The sequence below is a fragment of the Pseudomonas sp. LBUM1652 genome (genome assembly GCF_059716105.1).
This window is the reverse complement of the sequence record NZ_CP166804.1, coordinates 2,490,670-2,508,134: the sequence shown is the minus strand read 5'-3', so window position 1 is coordinate 2,508,134 and position 17,465 is coordinate 2,490,670. Positions and strand designations below refer to the sequence as shown.

The following is a 17,465-nucleotide window of genomic DNA, read 5'->3' as shown; positions in this document are numbered from 1 at the left end:
TTTCATGACCGTGCAGCCTTTCGTCAGCCCCGACCTGATCCGCCAACGCTTCTCCAAAGCGATGTCCGACATGTACCGCGAAGAAGTCCCGCTGTACGGCGCGCTAATGGAACTGGTGGAGCAGACCAACCGCGACGTGCTTTCACGTCAGCCAGACATCGCACGACAACTCAACAGTACCGGCGAAATCGAACGGCTGGACATGGAGCGTCATGGCGCGATCCGTGTGGGCACCGCGACGGAACTGGCCACCCTCGCCCGCCTGTTCGCGGTGATGGGCATGCAACCGGTGGGTTATTACGACCTGACGCCGGCGGGTGTGCCGGTGCATTCCACGGCGTTTCGCGCGGTGCATGAAGAGGCGCTGCAAGTCAGTCCGTTTCGAGTGTTTACCTCGTTGTTGCGGCTGGAGTTGATTGAAGATCCTGAACTTCGCGCCTTTGCCGAATCGGTGCTGGGCAAGCGTTCGATCTTCACGGCGGCGGCATTGCGTTTGATCGCGCAGGCTGAGACCGCTGGCGGACTCAACGAAGCCGAAGCACAGGAATTCGTCCTACAAGCGCTGGAAACCTTTCGTTGGCATCACAGCGCAACCGTCACCGAGGCGCAGTACCAGACGTTGAGCGCCCAGCACCGTCTGATCGCGGATGTGGTGGCGTTCAAAGGCCCGCACATCAATCACCTGACACCGCGCACTCTCGACATCGACGTCGTTCAGGAGCAGATGCCGGCTCATGGCATCACGCCAAAAGCCGTGATCGAAGGTCCACCGCGCCGGCAATGCCCGATCCTGTTGCGCCAGACCAGCTTCAAGGCCTTGGATGAGCCGATCGCCTTCACCGACCAAAGCGAAACTCGTGGCAGTCACAGCGCGCGTTTCGGCGAAATCGAACAACGTGGCGCGGCGCTGACACCCAAGGGCCGGGCGTTGTATGACCGCCTGTTGAATGCGGCGCGGGATGAGCTGGGTGATTTCCCCAACGAAGCCAATGCCGCACGCTACAACACGCTGATGACTCAGCACTTTGGCGAATTTCCTGACAGCATCGAAGGCATGCGCGAACAGGGTCTGGCCTACTTTCGCTATTTCGCCACGGAAAAGGGCTTGGCGGCGGGTAGTCTCAATGAGGCCTCGCTGGAAGACTTGTTACGTGACGGCTATGTGAAAGCGGAGCCGTTGGTGTACGAAGATTTCCTGCCGGTCAGTGCGGCGGGGATTTTTCAGTCCAACCTTGGGGATATGGCGCAGGCTCACTATGGCGAGCATTCCAATCGGCAGGCATTTGAACAGGCGCTGGGACGTCCGACGATTGATGAGTTGGGGTTGTATGCGCAGACGCAGCGGCGGTCGATTGAAGAGTGCCTGGCGCTACTTTCGCGCTGATAGATCAGTATCCGGTACTTCAGGTTTCGATGATTGGCGTGCTCCAATGGTCCCGACCTCGAAGACTATGGCTACCAGGGCCGTTTTCATCGACCGCAATCGCGGAAACACTCGTTTGACAAAGAACTATAAAGACTAAAAAGCAATGGCTGCCCTATCGAGTTCGAGACGCTTTAGCTGACCAGGTAACCCATGAATAAACATCAGATCAAGCTTGCAAACGGCTGGACCGCCACCTTTGAAAACAAGGGTGAGTTCCGCATGGGGGTGGAAGGCTGGGGCTTGTTTCTCCAGGGGCCGGACAACAGGAGCATCCAATATTTCGCAGACCAGATCATTCTGGTAAACGATGAGGACGGCACCCAGGCCAATTCGTGCATCCTTCTATCAAGCGATGGCGTATATGGCTACTTGAGTACAGGCGTTGATAGCTGCTGGGTGATCGATTTTGCGCGATGCATGATCGCCCCTCACCGCGTAAGCATCCGTCACTACCATGACGCCTACGACGAGAGTATTGCCCTTTATGAACAGCCAGCCTTCAAACGTGCGCGGCAATACATCAGTGTTGTTGGAAGGCACATTTATCTGACCTTCCCACTGACCCGCGATGAGGACTTCCCCAGAGTATGGGATGAGTATCTGTCGATACGCAGACGCCAGTTGGACGAGTTGTATTTCAGAAACTGATCACATCACGCGCGCGCAGTATCTTCAAATAGTATCCGCGCGCTATCCGATCAACTCCTCCGGCACCGCATATTTGACCACCACACAATTGCAATAGAGCCGCTCCCGCACCACCAACTCCCCCACCTGCCCCTTCTCCCTGACCTCCCGCCAAATCTCATTCTCCCGATACACCCTCCCCCCATCCCGCACAAACCGATGCCCTTCCTGAAACACGTGATACCGATACGCCCGCACCTGGTCACACAACAACTCACCCTCCAACTGCGTCTCGCCCACCTTCAACTTCAACTGAAAACTGCGATCCGTCGGGTTATGCAGCACCAGATCAACGTAGTTGTAAAAAATTGCCGCCCCAGAGCCAAACGGTAGCACTCGGCCCTCATCCGGAAACGGATCAAAGCTGTGATTGGAGCGTTCGACCACTACCAGTGGCGAGTGAATGGCCATCCAGTGAATGAGGTTGCTCAGTTGGCATATCCCGCCACCCACCCCGGTTCGTGCTTCGCCGAAAGACAGTTCCATGCCTTCAACGTAGCCGCGCTTCAGAGTCGGACGGCCGACGAGGCGGCAGAAGGAGAAGTGTTCGCCAGGTGCAATGACGACGCCGTCGATGGCGGCGACGGCGAGCTTCAGGTTGATGACTTTGTTGTGTTGCAGGGCGAGGTCGGAGTCGCCGAGTTTGCGGATGAGTTTTGAGGTGTGTTTGAGGTAGCGAAATGGAAGCCGCTCGGCCAATTCAACAGGTCGTGCGTAGCGTTTGCCGGAGCAGTGCCAGGCGATTTGGCGGAACAGTCTTTTTTGCCATACGCGCAGCCAGTACAGGGCTGGATGGTAGAGGGAGAGTGGTTTTTTCATCCGTGACACAACGGCGCTCGCCGTTTCTTCCTTGAACCGTAAAGGGGCGCGCAGTTTAGCGTGTCTGCCGCGCGATTCTGGAAATTAAGCTTCGCCTAAGGTTGCCTCGCTACCCTCCCGGCTCATGAACCCTGTCGCCATTGAATCGCGGATGAGTCTTTCTGTTATGAGTGCGTTTGATCTGCCAACCCAGCCACAGCCGAACTTCAGTCTCGTTTTGGTCAATTACAAAACCCCGGACATCACCAGGATGTGCCTGGAGTTATTGCACCAGCACGTCGTTGAACAGCGAATTCCGGTGTGGGTGGTGGACAACGATTCGGCAGATGAAAGTCTGGATTACTTGCGTTCGCTTGATTGGATCAATCTGATTGAGCGGCCTTCGCCGTGCAAAGAAGCCGGCCATATTGCCCATGGCAAGGCACTGGATCTGGCGCTGGAAAAAGTTGAAACCGATTACCTTTTCTTGCTGCACACCGACACCTTTGTCTACGACAAAGAAGTGTTTGCGATGATGATGCGCGAATGCACGAAAAGTGCGGATATGGCGGCAGTCGGTTGTGTCGAGCAAATCAATCGGGGGGTTGTGCGGGATACCTGGCGCTTAACTTCGCGCTTTTGCAAGCATTATGTTCGCCAGTTAAAAGTCCGTTTGGGTTTGAAATCCAAACCGCCGAGACCTTATAAAGAAACTCATCTGAAAAGTTTCTGCACCTTGTGGAATGCTCGATTGATGAAGTCGCTGGGCCTGCACTTTTGCATGGATGATCGAGTGCCGGGTTATACATTGCAGGATCGGATGGAGGGTCTGGGCTATGGCATCAGGTTCCTGTCGCCACGCAAGATTTTCCGCTATCTCGATCACATCCAGGCAGGAACGGTCGCTGCGGCTGGCACCTACGGGGAAAATCACCGTCGGACGAAAATGTATCAGGCAACGATCAAGCGCTTTCAGGGACAGCGAACCAAAACTGCGACGCATGCATGAAAATATTCAGAGCAACAAAAAGGGCGACTTTAAAGTCGCCATTTTTGTTAACTGAAATTGTATACATCTGCTCCCGAGGAGGTGTTCGCCCAGTGTAATGGCCTGGCAATCCATGCACCGGTAAAGAGCCCTGACACTGGGCGAACGGGAGGGATTTTAATAGAAGTTGGCGGTTATGTCGTCATCGACGTACATGAAATTTATGTACGAATAAGTTAATAGATATTTATCGGCGATTGCTTTCGGGAAACTTTCAAGAAAAGCAAACTCAACTAATAGTATGACTACTCTCATACATAAACTGTACAAGAGCAGTCACCCTGTAGAGTTAATACTCAACTTTCGTGTTGACTGGTCACTTTTAAGATATCGGTGTAAGTGACAAAAACGCTCTGTCCGACTTTCAGATCTTTCAGCTTGGCTTGGTTTTCAGGCGATTTCACGTCGAGGGTTTTCGACTGGCCCGCCGGGTTTTTCAGGGTTACCTGATTTTTCTTCAAATCAATTTTGGTGATTTCCAACTGCACCTGAATCTGGCGATAAGCCTCTCCGCCGGGATTATCGCTGCCGGGAGCGTTACGCACTTCGCCGGACCGTTCGACGGTGCCAGGCAGACCTTTATCCACATCGGTGTCGAGGTAGGCCGCGACGGATCGCTGAACTTCGACCTTGACCAGATCACCGACCTTCAGATTGGCGAGGTTTTTCGCTTTGTCGCTGAGCTGAACGTGAACCTGACGACCCTCAGCGCCTTCCAGCACGACCTGATGATTGGCTGCATCAACGGACACCACTTTGGTGGTGACCTGATCTGCCTCGATGGTGGCGGACAGGGGTATCTCGGCGGCAATCGCGCCAAGGCTGGTGGCGGACAGAAGGGTTGCAAGGGTGATCGACTTGGCCAGTGCATGGAGCTTCATAAGCGTACTTTCCCTGTAGTGAGTGGCAGCACCCGGCGCCGGACTCGTCCCAAGCGTCAGATGTGTCACTGAGCATAGACGCTGTTCAGGGCTTGACCTTGGTGTGTGGTGCGGCGGTTTCTTGCGCGGTGGATTCGCCACTGGCGGTGCCTTTGCCGCTTTCCTCGCGTTTCTTCGGATCGGTGGGCCGCAATGCATCGTTGTCACGCTCGGTTTCCCCCGCTGGCCGGGGTTCGTCGGGGTGCTCGTTTTCGGATGTCGGTTTCATCGGGGTAGTCCTCAGGCTTCGGGGCCGTCCATTTCGCGGGCGACGTTAATGGCGGGCGAGTCCTTTTGTAGAGGTTGAGAGATCAAATGGAGTTCAACTCAATCCATGCACTCCCTCAGTAACCGGTCATTTCCAGATAGCCCTGCCCGCCATGACTGCCGTTGATGCGCACCGGGCCTTCCCAGTAGGGAATGCGCAGGTTCATCCACGCATTGGGGTTGAGCGCCGACAGGCTGATGTCGAGGTGTTTTTCCGGGATGCTGATCGACCAGCGCACCGGCATCGAGCGGCCAGCGACCTGGGCAGTGTCTTGCGGCGTGAGTTTGATCTGCTCGCTGTGCAGGGTTTGCGTCTGGCCGTCAGCGTTGATCCAGGTGCCGTTCAGATAAGGCGCACCGTTCTTCTGGCGCATGCGGTACAGCATGATGTGTTCGCCACTATCCAGATGCAGGGAGAACCAGTCCCAGCCGGTCTGGTTGGCGGTCAGCGGTTGGCTGCTCCACTCGCGGTCGAGCCAGGCCGGGCCGCTGACGGTGTAGGTCTGGCCGTCGATCTGCAAGGTGCCGCTGGCCTGGAAAAACGGCTGGCTGTAGTAATACGACGCCTGCCCCTCCTCCGATTTCTGACTGAATCCTTTATCACCCTGCAGCACCAGCGGACGGCTGGAGGTGAGGTGTAGTTGATAGGCGAAGGATTTATCGCGCGCACTCAGTTGCAGGTCAGTCAAAGGATCCTGCGCCTGACTGGCGAACATCCAATCGTCAATCCACGCCTCGAACGGCACCAAACGCACGCCAGCCTGACCGACGCCACCCCGGGCATAGCGTTCGGCAGCATGATGCACCGAGCTGGAAGTCACCGCCGCATGCCCCAGCCAGATCGTTTGATTGCCCCACCCTGTTTGCTCCGGCACTGGTTTCAATGCACTGCGAAAAAGCGTCCATTGCACGCCAAATTCATTGCCCTGCTGATCCTTGAGATTGGCGGTGACGTACCACCACTCGATGCGAAACCCGTCGTGGGCAGCATGATCCGCCGGGAAGCTGAACACCCGTCCCGGCACCACCGGAGTAAATGCCTGTGCCTGATCGCCCATCCCGGCAAAACCCTTCTGCTCAGGCGCTGACTGATCGCAGCCAGCGAGCAACAGCACAAGCATCAGCACAACGAGGTTAATCCTCATGGGCAAACGTCCTCAGCAGATCCACCGGTTGCGTGCGGTACAGCGAATACAATGGCCACGCCGAGGCCAGCAAAGTCGCGAGCAACGCCAAGCCCATCAACTGCACCAATTGCCACGGAAACACTCGCAACGGCAGACGCCAGCCAAACGCCTGCACGTTGATCACCGCATCCAGGCACCACGCCAGCGCGATGCCCAATGGCAGCGCCAACACCAGCGTCAATACTGCCAGCAGCCAGGTCTGGCCGAGGTTGAGCAGCATCAACTGACGTCGCGTCACGCCCAACGCCCACAGTGGTGCGAGTTGGCCGAGACGACTCTGGCTTTGGGTCAGCAGGCTGATGAACAGCGCCACGCCCGCGACCGCCAAGGTCAGGCTATTCAGCGCGGCGGTGGCGGCGAAGGTGCGTTCGAACACCTGAACCGACCAGCCCTTGAGCCGCGCCTGATCGACGATTCGACTGTCATCCAGTTGGAAGCGCGCCTGCAACGCACTCACGAATGCCGGAATGTTTTGCGGGTCGATGCGCAGATTGAACCGGTTTGGCGTCAGTTGTGGCCAGCCGCGCAGCAGGTGATTGATGTTGACCAGCAAATGGCCCTTGGGATTGCCGTAATCGGCGTAGATGCCGACGATGCGCGGCGACCAGGCGCCATTCGGTGCGGGAATTGTCAGGCGATCACCCGCGCGCACTTTCAGCCGTCGCGCGAGTTGCTCGCTGAGCATCACCGCATCGTCCGTTGCCAGATGCGCCCACGGATCACTGCCGCTGGCGTCTAGCAACGGCCAGTGCTGACGATAATAAGCATGGTCGATCACCCCGAACACATCCGCCGGCCAGCCTTGCAACGTTACCGACACCTGCCAGTTGGGCAGTATTGCCGTGACCTGCGGCTGTTGTTTCAGCCAGCTGTACATTTCGCGGGCCTGAGCCGGTTTGGTCGGGTTGATGTAAAGCTCGGCGCTCAGACGTTGTTCGAGCCAGTCGTTGAAGGTCTGGCGAAAACCGGCGGTCATGCTGCCGGCGCCGATATTGGCGGCGAGCGCCAGGAGCAAAGCCATCAGCGCCAGACTCAATGCCGGAAGTTGCTGCCGGCAGTCGGCGAGAAACCACTGGCCGAGCACTGAGCGACTGCGTCCGAGCAATGGACTCAATATCGCACTCAGCAACACAGGCAAGGCCAACGCGGCACCGAGCAACAACCCCGCCATCAACACAAAACCGCTGGCCAGACTGTCGCCCCAGATCAACGCCACCAGCGCAATCACGCCCAACACCAAGGCCAGCCAACCCTGGCGACGCAGCCAACGCGCATATTGCTGGTGCCAGGCTTGCGGATCGGCCACCGCCAACAGCGGCAAACGCGCCGCCCGCAACAGGCTGTTGGCCCCGGCCAGCAAAGCTCCAAACAGACTCAAACCAATCCCGCTGAACCACCACCAGGGGCTCAAGCGCAACTGCCCCGCCACTTCCGCGCCGTACAAACCGCGCAGGCTGGCGGCGACATCCGGCAGCAAGACGCTGGCCAGCCAATAACCGCTGACCACGCCGAACACGCCGCCGATCAGTGCCAGCACACCCAGCTCAACCACCAGACAGCCAATCAACATCCGCGCACTGACCCCACAGGCGCGCAGCGTGCGCAGCAAGCCGCGCCGTTGCTCCAGAGCAAGGCCAATGGCCGCGTGGACGATGAATAAACCGACCAGGAACGAGAGGAATCCCAAGGCATCAAGGTTGAGATGAAAGCTCTCGGTCAGTCGCGCCAGATTGTTTTCCTCGCCACTGCTCTTGAGCTGCAATTGGCCTTCAAACGTGGCCGGTAACTCGCCGTGGAAATCCTTCGGCAGTAACAGCCGTGACAGTTGTCCGGGTTGTTCGAGCAAGGTTTGCGCGACGCCGATATCCACCAGTAACACGCCGGGTGCCATGTCCTTTTGCGCGCGCAGCGGCGGCAACGTCTGGCCAGTGATCGTTTGCGGCGTGGCGCCTTCGCGCAGGTTCAAGGCCTGCAAGGTTTCCGGGGAAATCCACGTACTGCCCGGTGGCGTGAAGAACTCGACGATGCGTTCGATCGGCATCGCCTCCCCGGCCACCGCAGAATCGGCCGGCAGTGACACCGGCTCAATACCCATCACCTGCAGACGCTGATTGTCGTGATCCTTGAGGTTCAAGCGGCCCTGCAACAGGGGCGACACCGGCCAGCCCTGACGGCGCAGATCGATGAACCATTGCTGCGGGAACGTCGCGTCGTTCGGCGTGCTCAGGCTCGCCTGCGGTTCGCCGCCGATCAGTTGGCTCGCGCGGGCGTAGCTGTCACGGGCCTGACTGTTGAGCGCCTCGACACCGGTCAACAGGCTGGTGGCCAGCCACAACCCGGTCAGTACGCTGAAGAACTGCACCGGGTGCCGCCGCCAATGGCTGAGCAGCGCGCGCAGGGTTTGCCAAAAGACGATCACGTCAGCCGCCCGTTGGAGAGCACCACCCGCTGCGCCAACCGCGCTGCCAACCGGGGGCTGTGGGTGACCATCAACAAGGTTGTTGGTGTGTCATCGAGCAACTCCAGCAACAGGCGCAGCACTTCGTCGCTGGTCGCTTCATCGAGACTGCCGGTGGGTTCGTCGGCCAACAGCAGTTTCGGCTGCGAGGCCAGCGCCCGGCCCAGTGCGACCCGTTGCTGTTGGCCACCGGACAATTGCTCGGGATAGCGCTTGAGCAAATCGCCCAGCCCCAGACGCTGCACCAGATGCGCCTGCCAACGCGGTTCATGACGCCCGGCCAGGCGCGCCTGAAACGCCAGATTGTCCTCGACGCGCAAACTGCCGATCAGGTTGAACTGCTGGAACACCAGACCGATTTCCGTGCGTCGCCAGTTGGCCAGTTGCGCTTCGTTCATGCTTTCGAGGCGATGCTCGCCGCTGCGAATGCTGCCGCTGTCAACCTTGTCGAGGCCAGCCACCAGATGCAGCAGGGTGCTTTTGCCACTGCCGGATTCGCCCATCAGCGCCAGGCTGCTGCCGGGTTCGAGCGTCAGGTCGACGCCTTGCAGCACCGGCAAAGGGCCTTGGGGGGTGAGATAGCTTTTAAAGACATCCAGAACATGAAGCATGCCGTCATCCAAAAGTTGCAAGTGGCTCAAGGATAGCGGCCGTGGGTATTTTTGGGGGGCGGTACCTGTCAACTCTGACAGTAGCGCAGTACAGGGCACGGGTATCTAATAGGCTCGCCCAGTAGACAGGCCGTCGAACAGGGACAGTTGAGTGCAAAAGGCAATGCCATTATGAAGACAACCATCGTGTATGAATCGCTCCCTGCTTTGCTCAAATGCACCTCCCGGGTCATCGAGGTCATCACAGTGGGGCGTGAACCCGGCGCCATCGCCCTGCACCCGAAACTGCCGGTTGCCTATGTGTGCAATACCGAAGGCCGCAGCCTGTCGATCATTGATCTCCAGTTGCACAGGGTGAGCGCGTTGATACGGCTACCCATCCGGCCCATGGCGATCGTCATCGACAACAGCGGTTTGACCGCTTATATAACCGGCCTCGATCAACCGCTGGTACTGGCCATCGATACCCGCCGCCAACGTATCCGTCAGACCATCGGCGCTGCCCAAGGACATTCTTTGGCGCTCAGCGCTGACGGCGCGCGGTTGTTTGTGCACAGCAACAACCATGTAAACGGGCATATCCATGAGATCGATACGGCGAGCGCCAAGGTCGTCGCCAGCTTCGATACCGGGCCGTTCACCAGTGGCGCGGCATTGAGTGCCGACGATCGGTTGTACTACTGCGACTACATTCATCATGAACTGCGGTTCCTGAACACCCGCAATGCCGAGACGCAGATTGTTTTGACCCTCCCCAGCTCCTTTGAGGAAGTGACTCTAAGTCCCGACAATCAGTTGGCCTATGTGCCCTATCGCAGCGCAGATAGCAGTACTGCGGTCATCGATCTGGGCATGGGCAAACTGATTGACTTGATCCCGACCCCTCAATTCCCCCACGGCTTTGTCGTCAGCGCGGACGGCCGTCTCGCCTGCTGCTGCAGCGCCGGCGAACGAACGGTCTCAATCATCGATACCGTATCGCGGCGCAGTATTCACACGTTTACGGCCGGCGAATATCCGCAAAGCCCTATGTTCAGTCGCGACCGTCAGCAACTGTATGTCTGCGACTCGTCAGCCGATGCGCTCTGGGTGTTTGCCTTGCAAACCGACTGAGCGTTTGCCTCGAAACCTACTGCCCCGCCGCCACACTGGTCGCAGCCTGCGACGGCGTCACAATGCTGCCCAGATCAATGTGCTTCCATTCAGGCTTGGCCCCCAGCCGAGCATTGAAGCGATAGTTGAAGGTGAACTCATCCGCCGTCGACACCGTCAACGGCTTGCCATACACCGCCTCGATCCCCGCCAGGTCGTAACCCATCAACTGCAACAGGGTCGGGAAGATGTTGTAGTGACTGGAGCGATCCTTGTTCGCCGCCAGTTGAACGGGCCAGTCCAGTGTCTTCAGGTTGCTGCCGGAAATCACCACCAACGGCACCAACCCCTCTTCCTCCACCGGATCGCCTCCACAATGCGTGTTGAGCCCTGGATTGCCACGCTCATGCAGATCCTGGCCATGATCGGAGGTGTAGATCAGCAACGCATTGTTGAGGTTGGCCTGGGCAAACACTCGCGAAAAGAACTCGCCGACATTCCATAAAACAGTGTTCTTGTAGGCGTTGCGGTACAGCACCCAGTCATCCGGCTGACCGTTGAAACCGTTACGCTCGCCAGTGTCGGCCACTTCAGTGAACTGCCCACGCGGCAAGGTCGGACGGTACGCCATGAAGGCATCCGGATATTTATCGTGCACCGGGAAATGCGCGCCGACCTTGTTGATCAGGATCAGCTCTGACTTATCGTCGTTGAGCAGACTGATCAGCTTCGCCGCTGCGGCCATGTCGCGGTCGCGCACGCTGGTCTGGTCGAATTGCACAAACTCGTCGATGTCCTTTTTCTCGGCGTCGTTCATCAGGTTCTGCAGGTTGCCGGCCGTGCGCTGGGCGTCGATATATACGGTGCGCAGCCCGGCATTTTTTGCGTACTGCCAGATTGACGGCAACGTGCTGTTGATACGCATGTAGTCGGCGCGGGTGCCGCCGTAACGCAGGGTGATGTTGGTGTCGGCGCTGCAATTGGCAATGGACGCGGCGTAACCGTAATTGAAAATGTCTACGCCGGCCTGCGGTTGTTTGAGGTTGCTGTGCACGCCGAACGGCGCGTTGATGTCCAGGTAATTGCCGGAAATGCTTTCGTCGATGATCAGCACGATGTCATGGCCGACCGCTTGCGCGTTGCGCGCCAGCGTTACCGGTTCACGCGGGCCGACGGTGTTGTGCAGTGCTTCATAGGCAAAAAGATTCAGATAGGCCAGCGGCGTGTACATGATCGGCAAGCCACGGGCGCCCTCGCCTGCACGCAAAAACAGCACCGCACTGAGCAACAGCACGCCACAGATCGGTGCCGCAACACGCAATGCATTCGGCACCCTCAGTGAATGCCGTGGTTTCAAACCGATGCCAAACAACAGCAACAAGCCACTTAGGGCGCCGTGGATGATCGCGTCGCGATACTGGTAAGCCGCCTCCTGAATGAAGCCGCCGGAGTACACCAGCGAGACGAAGCTGCTGTAGTTCAGGTAATCCGCCGTGACCCGGGTATAGACATCAAAAAACACCGCCGAAACAAACATCGTCAATGCGAATAAATGTCGAACGAGAGTGTTCCGTATATAGGCCGTTAGATATAACGCTAAAGTAAGCGCCAAAAACATCGCGCCAAAAAGAAGCACAGCAAAACCCAGGCCGATAGCATTTAACCGCTCTATGTAATATTCGGAATAAAGCAGCAAATAAACAATTAAAAGCAGTTCTTTGACGTATCTGAACATGGGCAATACCGGTCGTGCAAAACGGCAGAGGGTCAAGGGATTGTCGGTCAAAACCTGACACTAGCACCCGGCCATCAAAGCGCAAGAATTGACTGTTTTTTTTAGAAAGCGTCAAAAAAAAGATGACTCAAATCTGACACACCAAAAACGCTACAAGCCTTAAGACTAGCGGCTTACGACCATCCATCGCTTATTTGAAATCTGAACAAATCTGCAAAAAATCAACAAATCCAATCGCAGCAATGACTTGATGGCTAATCGCCAAAAAACGCTCAAGTGTTATACAGGTGCAACATGTCATTTTGCTGACACGCTTTTCAAACCCTGCGCTATACCCCTTTTACAGTCTTCTTCCGAACTTCTTCTTTTCGCTCTATCGAGGGTGCGCAGATGGACGTGAGCGTATTTGGCACGGGCTATGTTGGACTTATACAAGCCGCCGCACTTGCAGATGTAGGTCATCGGGTTTTATGCGTTGATATTGACCCGAACAAGATTAAACAACTGCAACAAGCCGTACCGCCAATCAGTGAACCTGGCCTCTCCAGCACCCTTGAAGAAAACATTAAGGCCGGGCGCCTGCTGTTCAGCACCCAGGCCAGCGACGCGGTCGAGCATGCCGAATTGATCTTCATCGCGGTCGGCACTCCGGCCGATGAGGACGGTTCCGCCGACCTCAGCCACGTACTCAATGTCGCTCGGCAAATCGCTTCGCACATGGAGGCCGATCGCACGCTGATCATCAAATCCACGGTGCCGGTCGGCACGGCGGATCAGGTGTTGGCCGCCGCCAACAGCGAGTTGCTGCGCCGCGGCAAGACCGATTTGCAGGTGCGCGTGGTGTCCAACCCCGAGTTCCTCAAGGAAGGCAGCGCCCTCGCCGACTGCATGCGCCCGGACCGGATCATCGTCGGCACCCGCGACGAAGAAGCCCGCGAGCAGATGAGCGAGTTGTACGCACCGTTCTGCCGCAATCGCGAAAAACTGATGTTCATGGACAACCGCAGCGCCGAGCTGACCAAGTACGCGGCCAACGCGATGCTCGCCACCCGCATCAGTTTCATGAACGAACTGGCCAACCTCACCGAACTGCTTGGGGCCGACATCGAAGCGGTGCGCAAAGGCATCGGCTCCGACCCGCGCATCGGCTATCACTTCATCTATCCGGGCTGCGGCTTCGGTGGCTCGTGCTTTCCCAAGGATTTGCGCGCCCTGCTGCACACCGCCGAACACAACGGCATGCCGCTGAAACTGCTGCGCAGCGTCACCGACGTCAACGATCTGCAGCGGCACATTCTCTTCAGCAAATTGAAAGCGCAGTTCCCCCAAGGCCTGGCCGGCAAGTCCATCGCCATATGGGGACTGGCGTTCAAACCGAACACCGATGACATGCGTGAAGCGCCCAGCCGCTACCTGATGGATGCGTTATGGGCCGAGGGCGCCAGCGTGCAGGCCTACGATCCGGAAGCCATGTCCGAATGCCGACGCATTTACGGCTACCGCAACGATTTGCACCTGTGCGCCACCCGCGACGACACCCTCGAAGACGCCGATGCACTGGTGATCTGCACCGAGTGGAAAAACTTTCGCGTGGTGGATTTCGAGCTGCTGGCCAGCAAACTGCGCTCACGGGTGGTGGTCGACGGTCGCAACCTTTACAACCCGGAACATCTCGCCGCAGCGGGTCTGCATTACAGCGGCATCGGCCTGCGCCACATCGCCCCCGAAGGGCTGCGACCATGAAGATTCTGGTCACCGGCGCGGCTGGCTTCATTGGTGCCCATTGCGTCCTTCGGCTGATGCGCGACGGGCACTCGGTGGTCGGCCTGGACAATTTCAACGCCTACTACGACCCGCAGCTCAAGCACGACCGCGTGCAATGGGTGCGCGGGCAGGTCGGCGATTTCCAGCTCGCCACGGTTGACCTGGCCGATGCGTCGGCCATCGACGCGCTGTTTGTCCGTGAACGTCCGCAAGTGGTGATCCACCTCGCCGCGCAGGCGGGTGTGCGTTATTCACTGGAAAATCCGCGGGCGTATCTGGACAGCAACCTCAACGGTTTCCTGAACATTCTTGAAAGCTGCCGGCATTACCCGGTCGAGCATTTGATCTACGCCTCATCCAGCTCGGTGTATGGCGCCAACCAGCACACGCCCTACTCGGTGAAGGACGGGGTCAATCATCCGCTGTCGCTGTACGCCGCGACCAAGAAAGCCAACGAGCTGATGGCCCACAGTTACAGCCATCTGTTCGGCATTCCCTGCACCGGCCTGCGCTTTTTCACCGTGTACGGCCCTTGGGGTCGGCCGGACATGTCGCCGATCCAGTTCGCCCGGGCGATCAGCCAAGGCGAGCCGCTGAAACTGTTCAACTACGGCGAGCACCAGCGCGACTTCACCTACATCGACGACATCATCGAAAGCATCGCCCGCCTCACCGATATGCCGCCGCTGGCACAGCCCGAGTGGGATCGCGAGCAACCCGACCCGGCTAGCAGCATGGCGCCATGGCGGCTGTTCAACATCGGCGGGCAACACCCGGTGGCACTGAAAACCTACTTGGCCCTGATGGAAAAACACCTCGGCCAGAAAGCCATCGTCGAGCTGCTGCCGCTGCAACCGGGCGATGTGCTCAACACCTGCGCCGAGGCCAGCGATCTGGCCCAGGCCACCGGGTTCCAGCCCCAAATAGAGCTGGATGAAGGACTGGAGCGGTTCATCGCCTGGTTTCGCGACTACTACCCCACTGCCTATCGCCCACGTGCCGCTCGCGGCTGAATTTATGTGGAGGACTCCATGACTGGACATGAAAAAGGTGTGTCGATCCAAGAGATGCGTCGTGACAAGCGCGTCGACCCCGAGCACCGAATGCGCCTCGATGCGGCGATTCATCGCCAGGGCCGCGGCTGGTTCACGGGGCGCGACGGCGGTCGTCCATGGCAACTGTCGCGTACCAATCGGGTGGTGGCCTGCTTCGGCGCACTGACGATTCTGCTGTTGATTTCGCCGCTGTTGATTGGCCTGGCACTGATCATCAAATTCACCAGCCAAGGGCCGGTGATGTTCGTGCAGAAACGCACCGGCTACCGCGGTCGCAAGTTCGGCATGTACAAATTTCGCACCATGGTCGCCAACGCCGAAGAGCTGAAAGAGTCGCTGCGTCACCTCAACAAGCACGGGGTCGACGCCATCGACTTCAAAATCGACAAGGACCCACGCATCACCGGCATCGGCAGTTTTTTACGGCGCACCAGCCTCGACGAACTGCCCAACCTGATCAACGTGGTGACCGGTGACATGCGTCTGGTCGGCCCCCGCCCGACCTCGTTCAACGCTTACCGCTACAAGGACAACCACCTCGCACGTCTGGCTATCTACCCCGGCATGACCGGCCTTTGGCAGATCTCCGGACGCAGCAACATCGACTTCGACCAGCGCGTTGAGTTGGACCTCAGCTACATCGCCGAGCAAAGCCTTTTGCTTGATCTGAAGATCCTGTTGAAAACCCCCTTCAAAGTATTCAGCGGCCACGGAGCAAGCTAATGGACGGTTCAACCAACAAAAGCCTGAGCATTGCCAACCCCAGCGAATCGAACCTGACGTCGACCGTGCTGGATCTTGATCTGCGGATCCTGTTCCTGACCGCCGCCAACCCCGGTGCCGGCACCACCACCAGCGCTTTGGCGCTGGCCAGTCAACTGGCGCAAATGAGCAGCGGCCAAGTGCTGCTGGTCGACGCCAGCCAGTCGGCGAGCAATCTCACCCAGCAGTTGAACCTGAGCAAAGAGCGCGGTCTGCGCGACTTGCTGTTCAATCCGGATAACCCACCACTGTTGCAGGACTGCGTGGTGCAGGTGTCGAGCCTGCCATTTCACGTACTGCCCAATGGCCGGCCGATCCGCACCATGGAACACCTGACCGCCGAGCGTTTGAGTCCGTTGCTCGACCAGTTGGGCAGCCAGTACCGCTTCGTGGTGATCGATGGCGACGCGGTGTACTCCGCCGCCGACACGCTGGTCATCAGTACTCAGGTGGATGGCGTGGTGTTTGTCGTTCGCGCCGAAGACACCCGCTGGGAAGTCGCCCAGGCCGCCGTGCAACGCCTGACTCAGGCCGGGGCAAAAGTGGTCGGTAGCGTGTTCAACCGGCGCAAGTACTACATGCCTAAATGGCTTTACAAAAACCTGTAAGCGAACGCAAAGGATGACGCCATGAACGCCAAGATTCTTGTGCTGCTGATGCTGCCGCTCGCGGGCTGCTCAAGCACCTCCGAAACCCAGACCATGCCGGTGAATATCCTCACCGCCGCCCCGGCCAACGCCCAGGCGACCGACATGCCGAAGATCGAGCAGACCCTGCGCCCACAGGATGTGCTTGACGTGATTTTCCACATCAGCACCAGCGGCTCGGACGCTTATCGCGTGCAGTCGGGTGATCAGATCGGTCTGAACTTCACCGCCGCCAGCCAGCTCAACGGCAACCAACTGGTGCTGCCGGACGGCACCATCGAACTGCCGGGCGCCAACACCTCGGTGAAAATCGCCGGGCTGACCAGCGAGCAAGCGCGTGAGGAAATCCAGCGGGCCTACCAGCGCAAACAACTGTTCCAGCCCAACCGCAATCAGTTGACCGTGCAGATCATCAGCCCGCTGACCAACGAACAAAACCTGAAAAACGCGCTGAATCACCCAGCCACCGGCATGAGCCGCGAGATCACTGTGGGCACTGACGGCTACGCCAGTTTCCCCGAGATCGGTGCCGTGCCGCTGCAAGGCATGACCGTCAATCAACTGGAAACCTTCCTTAACCAGAGGTACGAAAAACTGCCTGGTCGGATGACTGTGGATGTGCTGCTCAAATCCACCGCCGGAAACGAGATTTACGTGCTCGGTGAAGTCGGTCAGCCAGGCTCCTACCCGATTCGCCGGCCGGTCTCGGTGCTTGAAGCGCTGACCTTGGCGCGCGGAACCAACGTCAAGGCGCGGCTGGACTCGGTGGTGATCATGCGTCGCAACGGCAATCAGGTGCAGGCCGTGCATTACGACGTAGAGAAAGCCCTTTCCGGCGATGCTTCGCAGATCGCGTATCTGCAACCGGACGACATGCTCTTCGTACCGAAAACCAAACTGGCCAGCGCCGGCGAACTCGCCCGGCAATTGGCCGACGTGGTGTTGTTCCAGGGCGTCGGTTTCAGCTTCGGCTACCGCGTCGACAACAAAGACAGTGATAACTAACTC

16 protein-coding genes are annotated in these 17,465 nt (G+C 58.3%); 9 read left to right on the top strand and 7 right to left on the bottom strand.

Going from position 1 to position 17,465, the window contains the following annotated elements; genetic code table 11:
* Positions 1-4 precede the first annotated feature (4 nt).
* The gene (gene hglS / locus ACA069_RS11450) at positions 5-1,384 is read left to right on the top strand and encodes a 2-oxoadipate dioxygenase/decarboxylase HglS (protein ID WP_497617583.1); all 1,380 of its coding nucleotides are present in this window, start codon (positions 5-7) and stop codon (positions 1,382-1,384) included.
* A 192-nt stretch (positions 1,385-1,576) separates the two neighbouring features.
* Positions 1,577-2,074: a hypothetical protein gene (locus ACA069_RS11445; protein WP_497617582.1), complete on the top strand. Its 498-nt coding sequence runs from the start codon at positions 1,577-1,579 to the stop codon at positions 2,072-2,074.
* 42 nt (positions 2,075-2,116) lie between these two features.
* Here the strand turns inward: ACA069_RS11445 and ACA069_RS11440 are convergent, their stop codons facing one another.
* A complete protein-coding gene (locus ACA069_RS11440) occupies positions 2,117-2,932 on the bottom strand; it encodes a VanW family protein (protein ID WP_497617580.1) in 816 nt (271 codons plus the stop codon).
* A 166-nt stretch (positions 2,933-3,098) separates the two neighbouring features.
* On the opposite strand from ACA069_RS11440, the gene ACA069_RS11435 reads away from it, so the two are divergent.
* The gene (locus tag ACA069_RS11435; RefSeq protein ID WP_497618221.1) at positions 3,099-3,920 is read left to right on the top strand and encodes a glycosyltransferase family 2 protein; all 822 of its coding nucleotides are present in this window, start codon (positions 3,099-3,101) and stop codon (positions 3,918-3,920) included.
* A 335-nt stretch (positions 3,921-4,255) separates the two neighbouring features.
* Here ACA069_RS11435 and ACA069_RS11430 read toward each other — a convergent pair whose 3' ends face one another.
* The 5 genes from ACA069_RS11430 to ACA069_RS11410 all read right to left on the bottom strand — a co-directional run bounded on the left by ACA069_RS11430 (position 4,256) and on the right by ACA069_RS11410 (position 9,402).
* Positions 4,256-4,840, bottom strand: a complete 585-nt coding sequence (locus tag ACA069_RS11430) for a hypothetical protein (protein ID WP_497617579.1) — start codon at positions 4,838-4,840, stop codon at positions 4,256-4,258.
* Between the two features lie 85 nt (positions 4,841-4,925).
* Positions 4,926-5,108: a hypothetical protein gene (locus tag ACA069_RS11425; RefSeq protein ID WP_187677053.1), complete on the bottom strand. Its 183-nt coding sequence runs from the start codon at positions 5,106-5,108 to the stop codon at positions 4,926-4,928.
* A gap of 115 nt (positions 5,109-5,223) precedes the next feature.
* On the bottom strand, positions 5,224-6,291 hold the full coding sequence (locus ACA069_RS11420) for a lipocalin-like domain-containing protein (protein WP_497617578.1): 1,068 nt from the start codon (positions 6,289-6,291) through the stop codon (positions 5,224-5,226).
* Positions 6,281-8,752: an ABC transporter permease gene (locus tag ACA069_RS11415; RefSeq protein ID WP_497617575.1), complete on the bottom strand. Its 2,472-nt coding sequence runs from the start codon at positions 8,750-8,752 to the stop codon at positions 6,281-6,283. Before ACA069_RS11415 ends, ACA069_RS11420 begins: the two co-directional genes overlap by 11 nt.
* Positions 8,749-9,402 carry an ABC transporter ATP-binding protein gene (locus ACA069_RS11410; RefSeq protein ID WP_497617573.1) on the bottom strand — a complete coding sequence of 218 codons (654 nt, stop codon included), beginning with the start codon at positions 9,400-9,402 and terminating at the stop codon, positions 8,749-8,751. The genes ACA069_RS11415 and ACA069_RS11410 overlap by 4 nt, the downstream gene beginning before the upstream one ends.
* A gap of 171 nt (positions 9,403-9,573) precedes the next feature.
* Between ACA069_RS11410 and ACA069_RS11405 the strand changes: the two genes are divergently transcribed.
* The gene (locus ACA069_RS11405) at positions 9,574-10,515 is read left to right on the top strand and encodes a YncE family protein (protein ID WP_497617571.1); all 942 of its coding nucleotides are present in this window, start codon (positions 9,574-9,576) and stop codon (positions 10,513-10,515) included.
* Between the two features lie 16 nt (positions 10,516-10,531).
* Here ACA069_RS11405 and ACA069_RS11400 read toward each other — a convergent pair whose 3' ends face one another.
* Entirely contained in the window at positions 10,532-12,229 is a 1,698-nt protein-coding gene (locus ACA069_RS11400; protein WP_497617570.1) for a sulfatase-like hydrolase/transferase, read from the bottom strand.
* A gap of 390 nt (positions 12,230-12,619) precedes the next feature.
* Between ACA069_RS11400 and ACA069_RS11395 the strand changes: the two genes are divergently transcribed.
* From ACA069_RS11395 to ACA069_RS11375, 5 genes are read left to right on the top strand one after another with little or no spacing between them, the layout of a single operon-like run.
* Positions 12,620-13,972 (top strand): UDP-glucose dehydrogenase family protein, encoded by a 1,353-nt coding sequence (locus ACA069_RS11395; RefSeq protein ID WP_497617568.1) that lies wholly within the window; start codon positions 12,620-12,622, stop codon positions 13,970-13,972.
* Positions 13,969-15,006, top strand: coding sequence for an NAD-dependent epimerase (locus ACA069_RS11390; protein WP_489880800.1), 1,038 nt, complete (start codon positions 13,969-13,971; stop codon positions 15,004-15,006). The genes ACA069_RS11395 and ACA069_RS11390 overlap by 4 nt, the downstream gene beginning before the upstream one ends.
* An 18-nt stretch (positions 15,007-15,024) precedes the next feature.
* A complete protein-coding gene (locus ACA069_RS11385) occupies positions 15,025-15,771 on the top strand; it encodes a sugar transferase (protein WP_497617566.1) in 747 nt (248 codons plus the stop codon).
* A complete protein-coding gene (locus ACA069_RS11380) occupies positions 15,771-16,418 on the top strand; it encodes a CpsD/CapB family tyrosine-protein kinase (RefSeq protein WP_008084477.1) in 648 nt (215 codons plus the stop codon). Before ACA069_RS11385 ends, ACA069_RS11380 begins: the two co-directional genes overlap by 1 nt.
* 21 nt (positions 16,419-16,439) lie before the next feature.
* Positions 16,440-17,462: a polysaccharide biosynthesis/export family protein gene (locus ACA069_RS11375; protein WP_497617564.1), complete on the top strand. Its 1,023-nt coding sequence runs from the start codon at positions 16,440-16,442 to the stop codon at positions 17,460-17,462.
* Positions 17,463-17,465 lie beyond the last annotated feature (3 nt).

Excerpts from the sequence above, each read along its gene's own strand:
- hglS (WP_497617583.1), top strand. The coding sequence starts at position 5 with ATGACCGTGCAGCCTTTCGTCAGCCCCGACCTGATCCGCCAACGCTTC.
- ACA069_RS11445 (WP_497617582.1), top strand. The coding sequence starts at position 1,577 with ATGAATAAACATCAGATCAAGCTTGCAAACGGCTGGACCGCCACCTTT.
- ACA069_RS11440 (WP_497617580.1), bottom strand. The coding sequence starts at position 2,932 with ATGAAAAAACCACTCTCCCTCTACCATCCAGCCCTGTACTGGCTGCGC.
- ACA069_RS11435 (WP_497618221.1), top strand. The coding sequence starts at position 3,099 with ATGAGTGCGTTTGATCTGCCAACCCAGCCACAGCCGAACTTCAGTCTC.
- ACA069_RS11430 (WP_497617579.1), bottom strand. The coding sequence starts at position 4,840 with ATGAAGCTCCATGCACTGGCCAAGTCGATCACCCTTGCAACCCTTCTG.
- ACA069_RS11425 (WP_187677053.1), bottom strand. The coding sequence starts at position 5,108 with ATGAAACCGACATCCGAAAACGAGCACCCCGACGAACCCCGGCCAGCG.
- ACA069_RS11420 (WP_497617578.1), bottom strand. The coding sequence starts at position 6,291 with ATGAGGATTAACCTCGTTGTGCTGATGCTTGTGCTGTTGCTCGCTGGC.
- ACA069_RS11410 (WP_497617573.1), bottom strand. The coding sequence starts at position 9,402 with ATGCTTCATGTTCTGGATGTCTTTAAAAGCTATCTCACCCCCCAAGGC.
- ACA069_RS11405 (WP_497617571.1), top strand. The coding sequence starts at position 9,574 with ATGAAGACAACCATCGTGTATGAATCGCTCCCTGCTTTGCTCAAATGC.
- ACA069_RS11400 (WP_497617570.1), bottom strand. The coding sequence starts at position 12,229 with ATGTTCAGATACGTCAAAGAACTGCTTTTAATTGTTTATTTGCTGCTT.
- ACA069_RS11395 (WP_497617568.1), top strand. The coding sequence starts at position 12,620 with ATGGACGTGAGCGTATTTGGCACGGGCTATGTTGGACTTATACAAGCC.
- ACA069_RS11390 (WP_489880800.1), top strand. The coding sequence starts at position 13,969 with ATGAAGATTCTGGTCACCGGCGCGGCTGGCTTCATTGGTGCCCATTGC.
- ACA069_RS11385 (WP_497617566.1), top strand. The coding sequence starts at position 15,025 with ATGACTGGACATGAAAAAGGTGTGTCGATCCAAGAGATGCGTCGTGAC.
- ACA069_RS11380 (WP_008084477.1), top strand. The coding sequence starts at position 15,771 with ATGGACGGTTCAACCAACAAAAGCCTGAGCATTGCCAACCCCAGCGAA.
- ACA069_RS11375 (WP_497617564.1), top strand. The coding sequence starts at position 16,440 with ATGAACGCCAAGATTCTTGTGCTGCTGATGCTGCCGCTCGCGGGCTGC.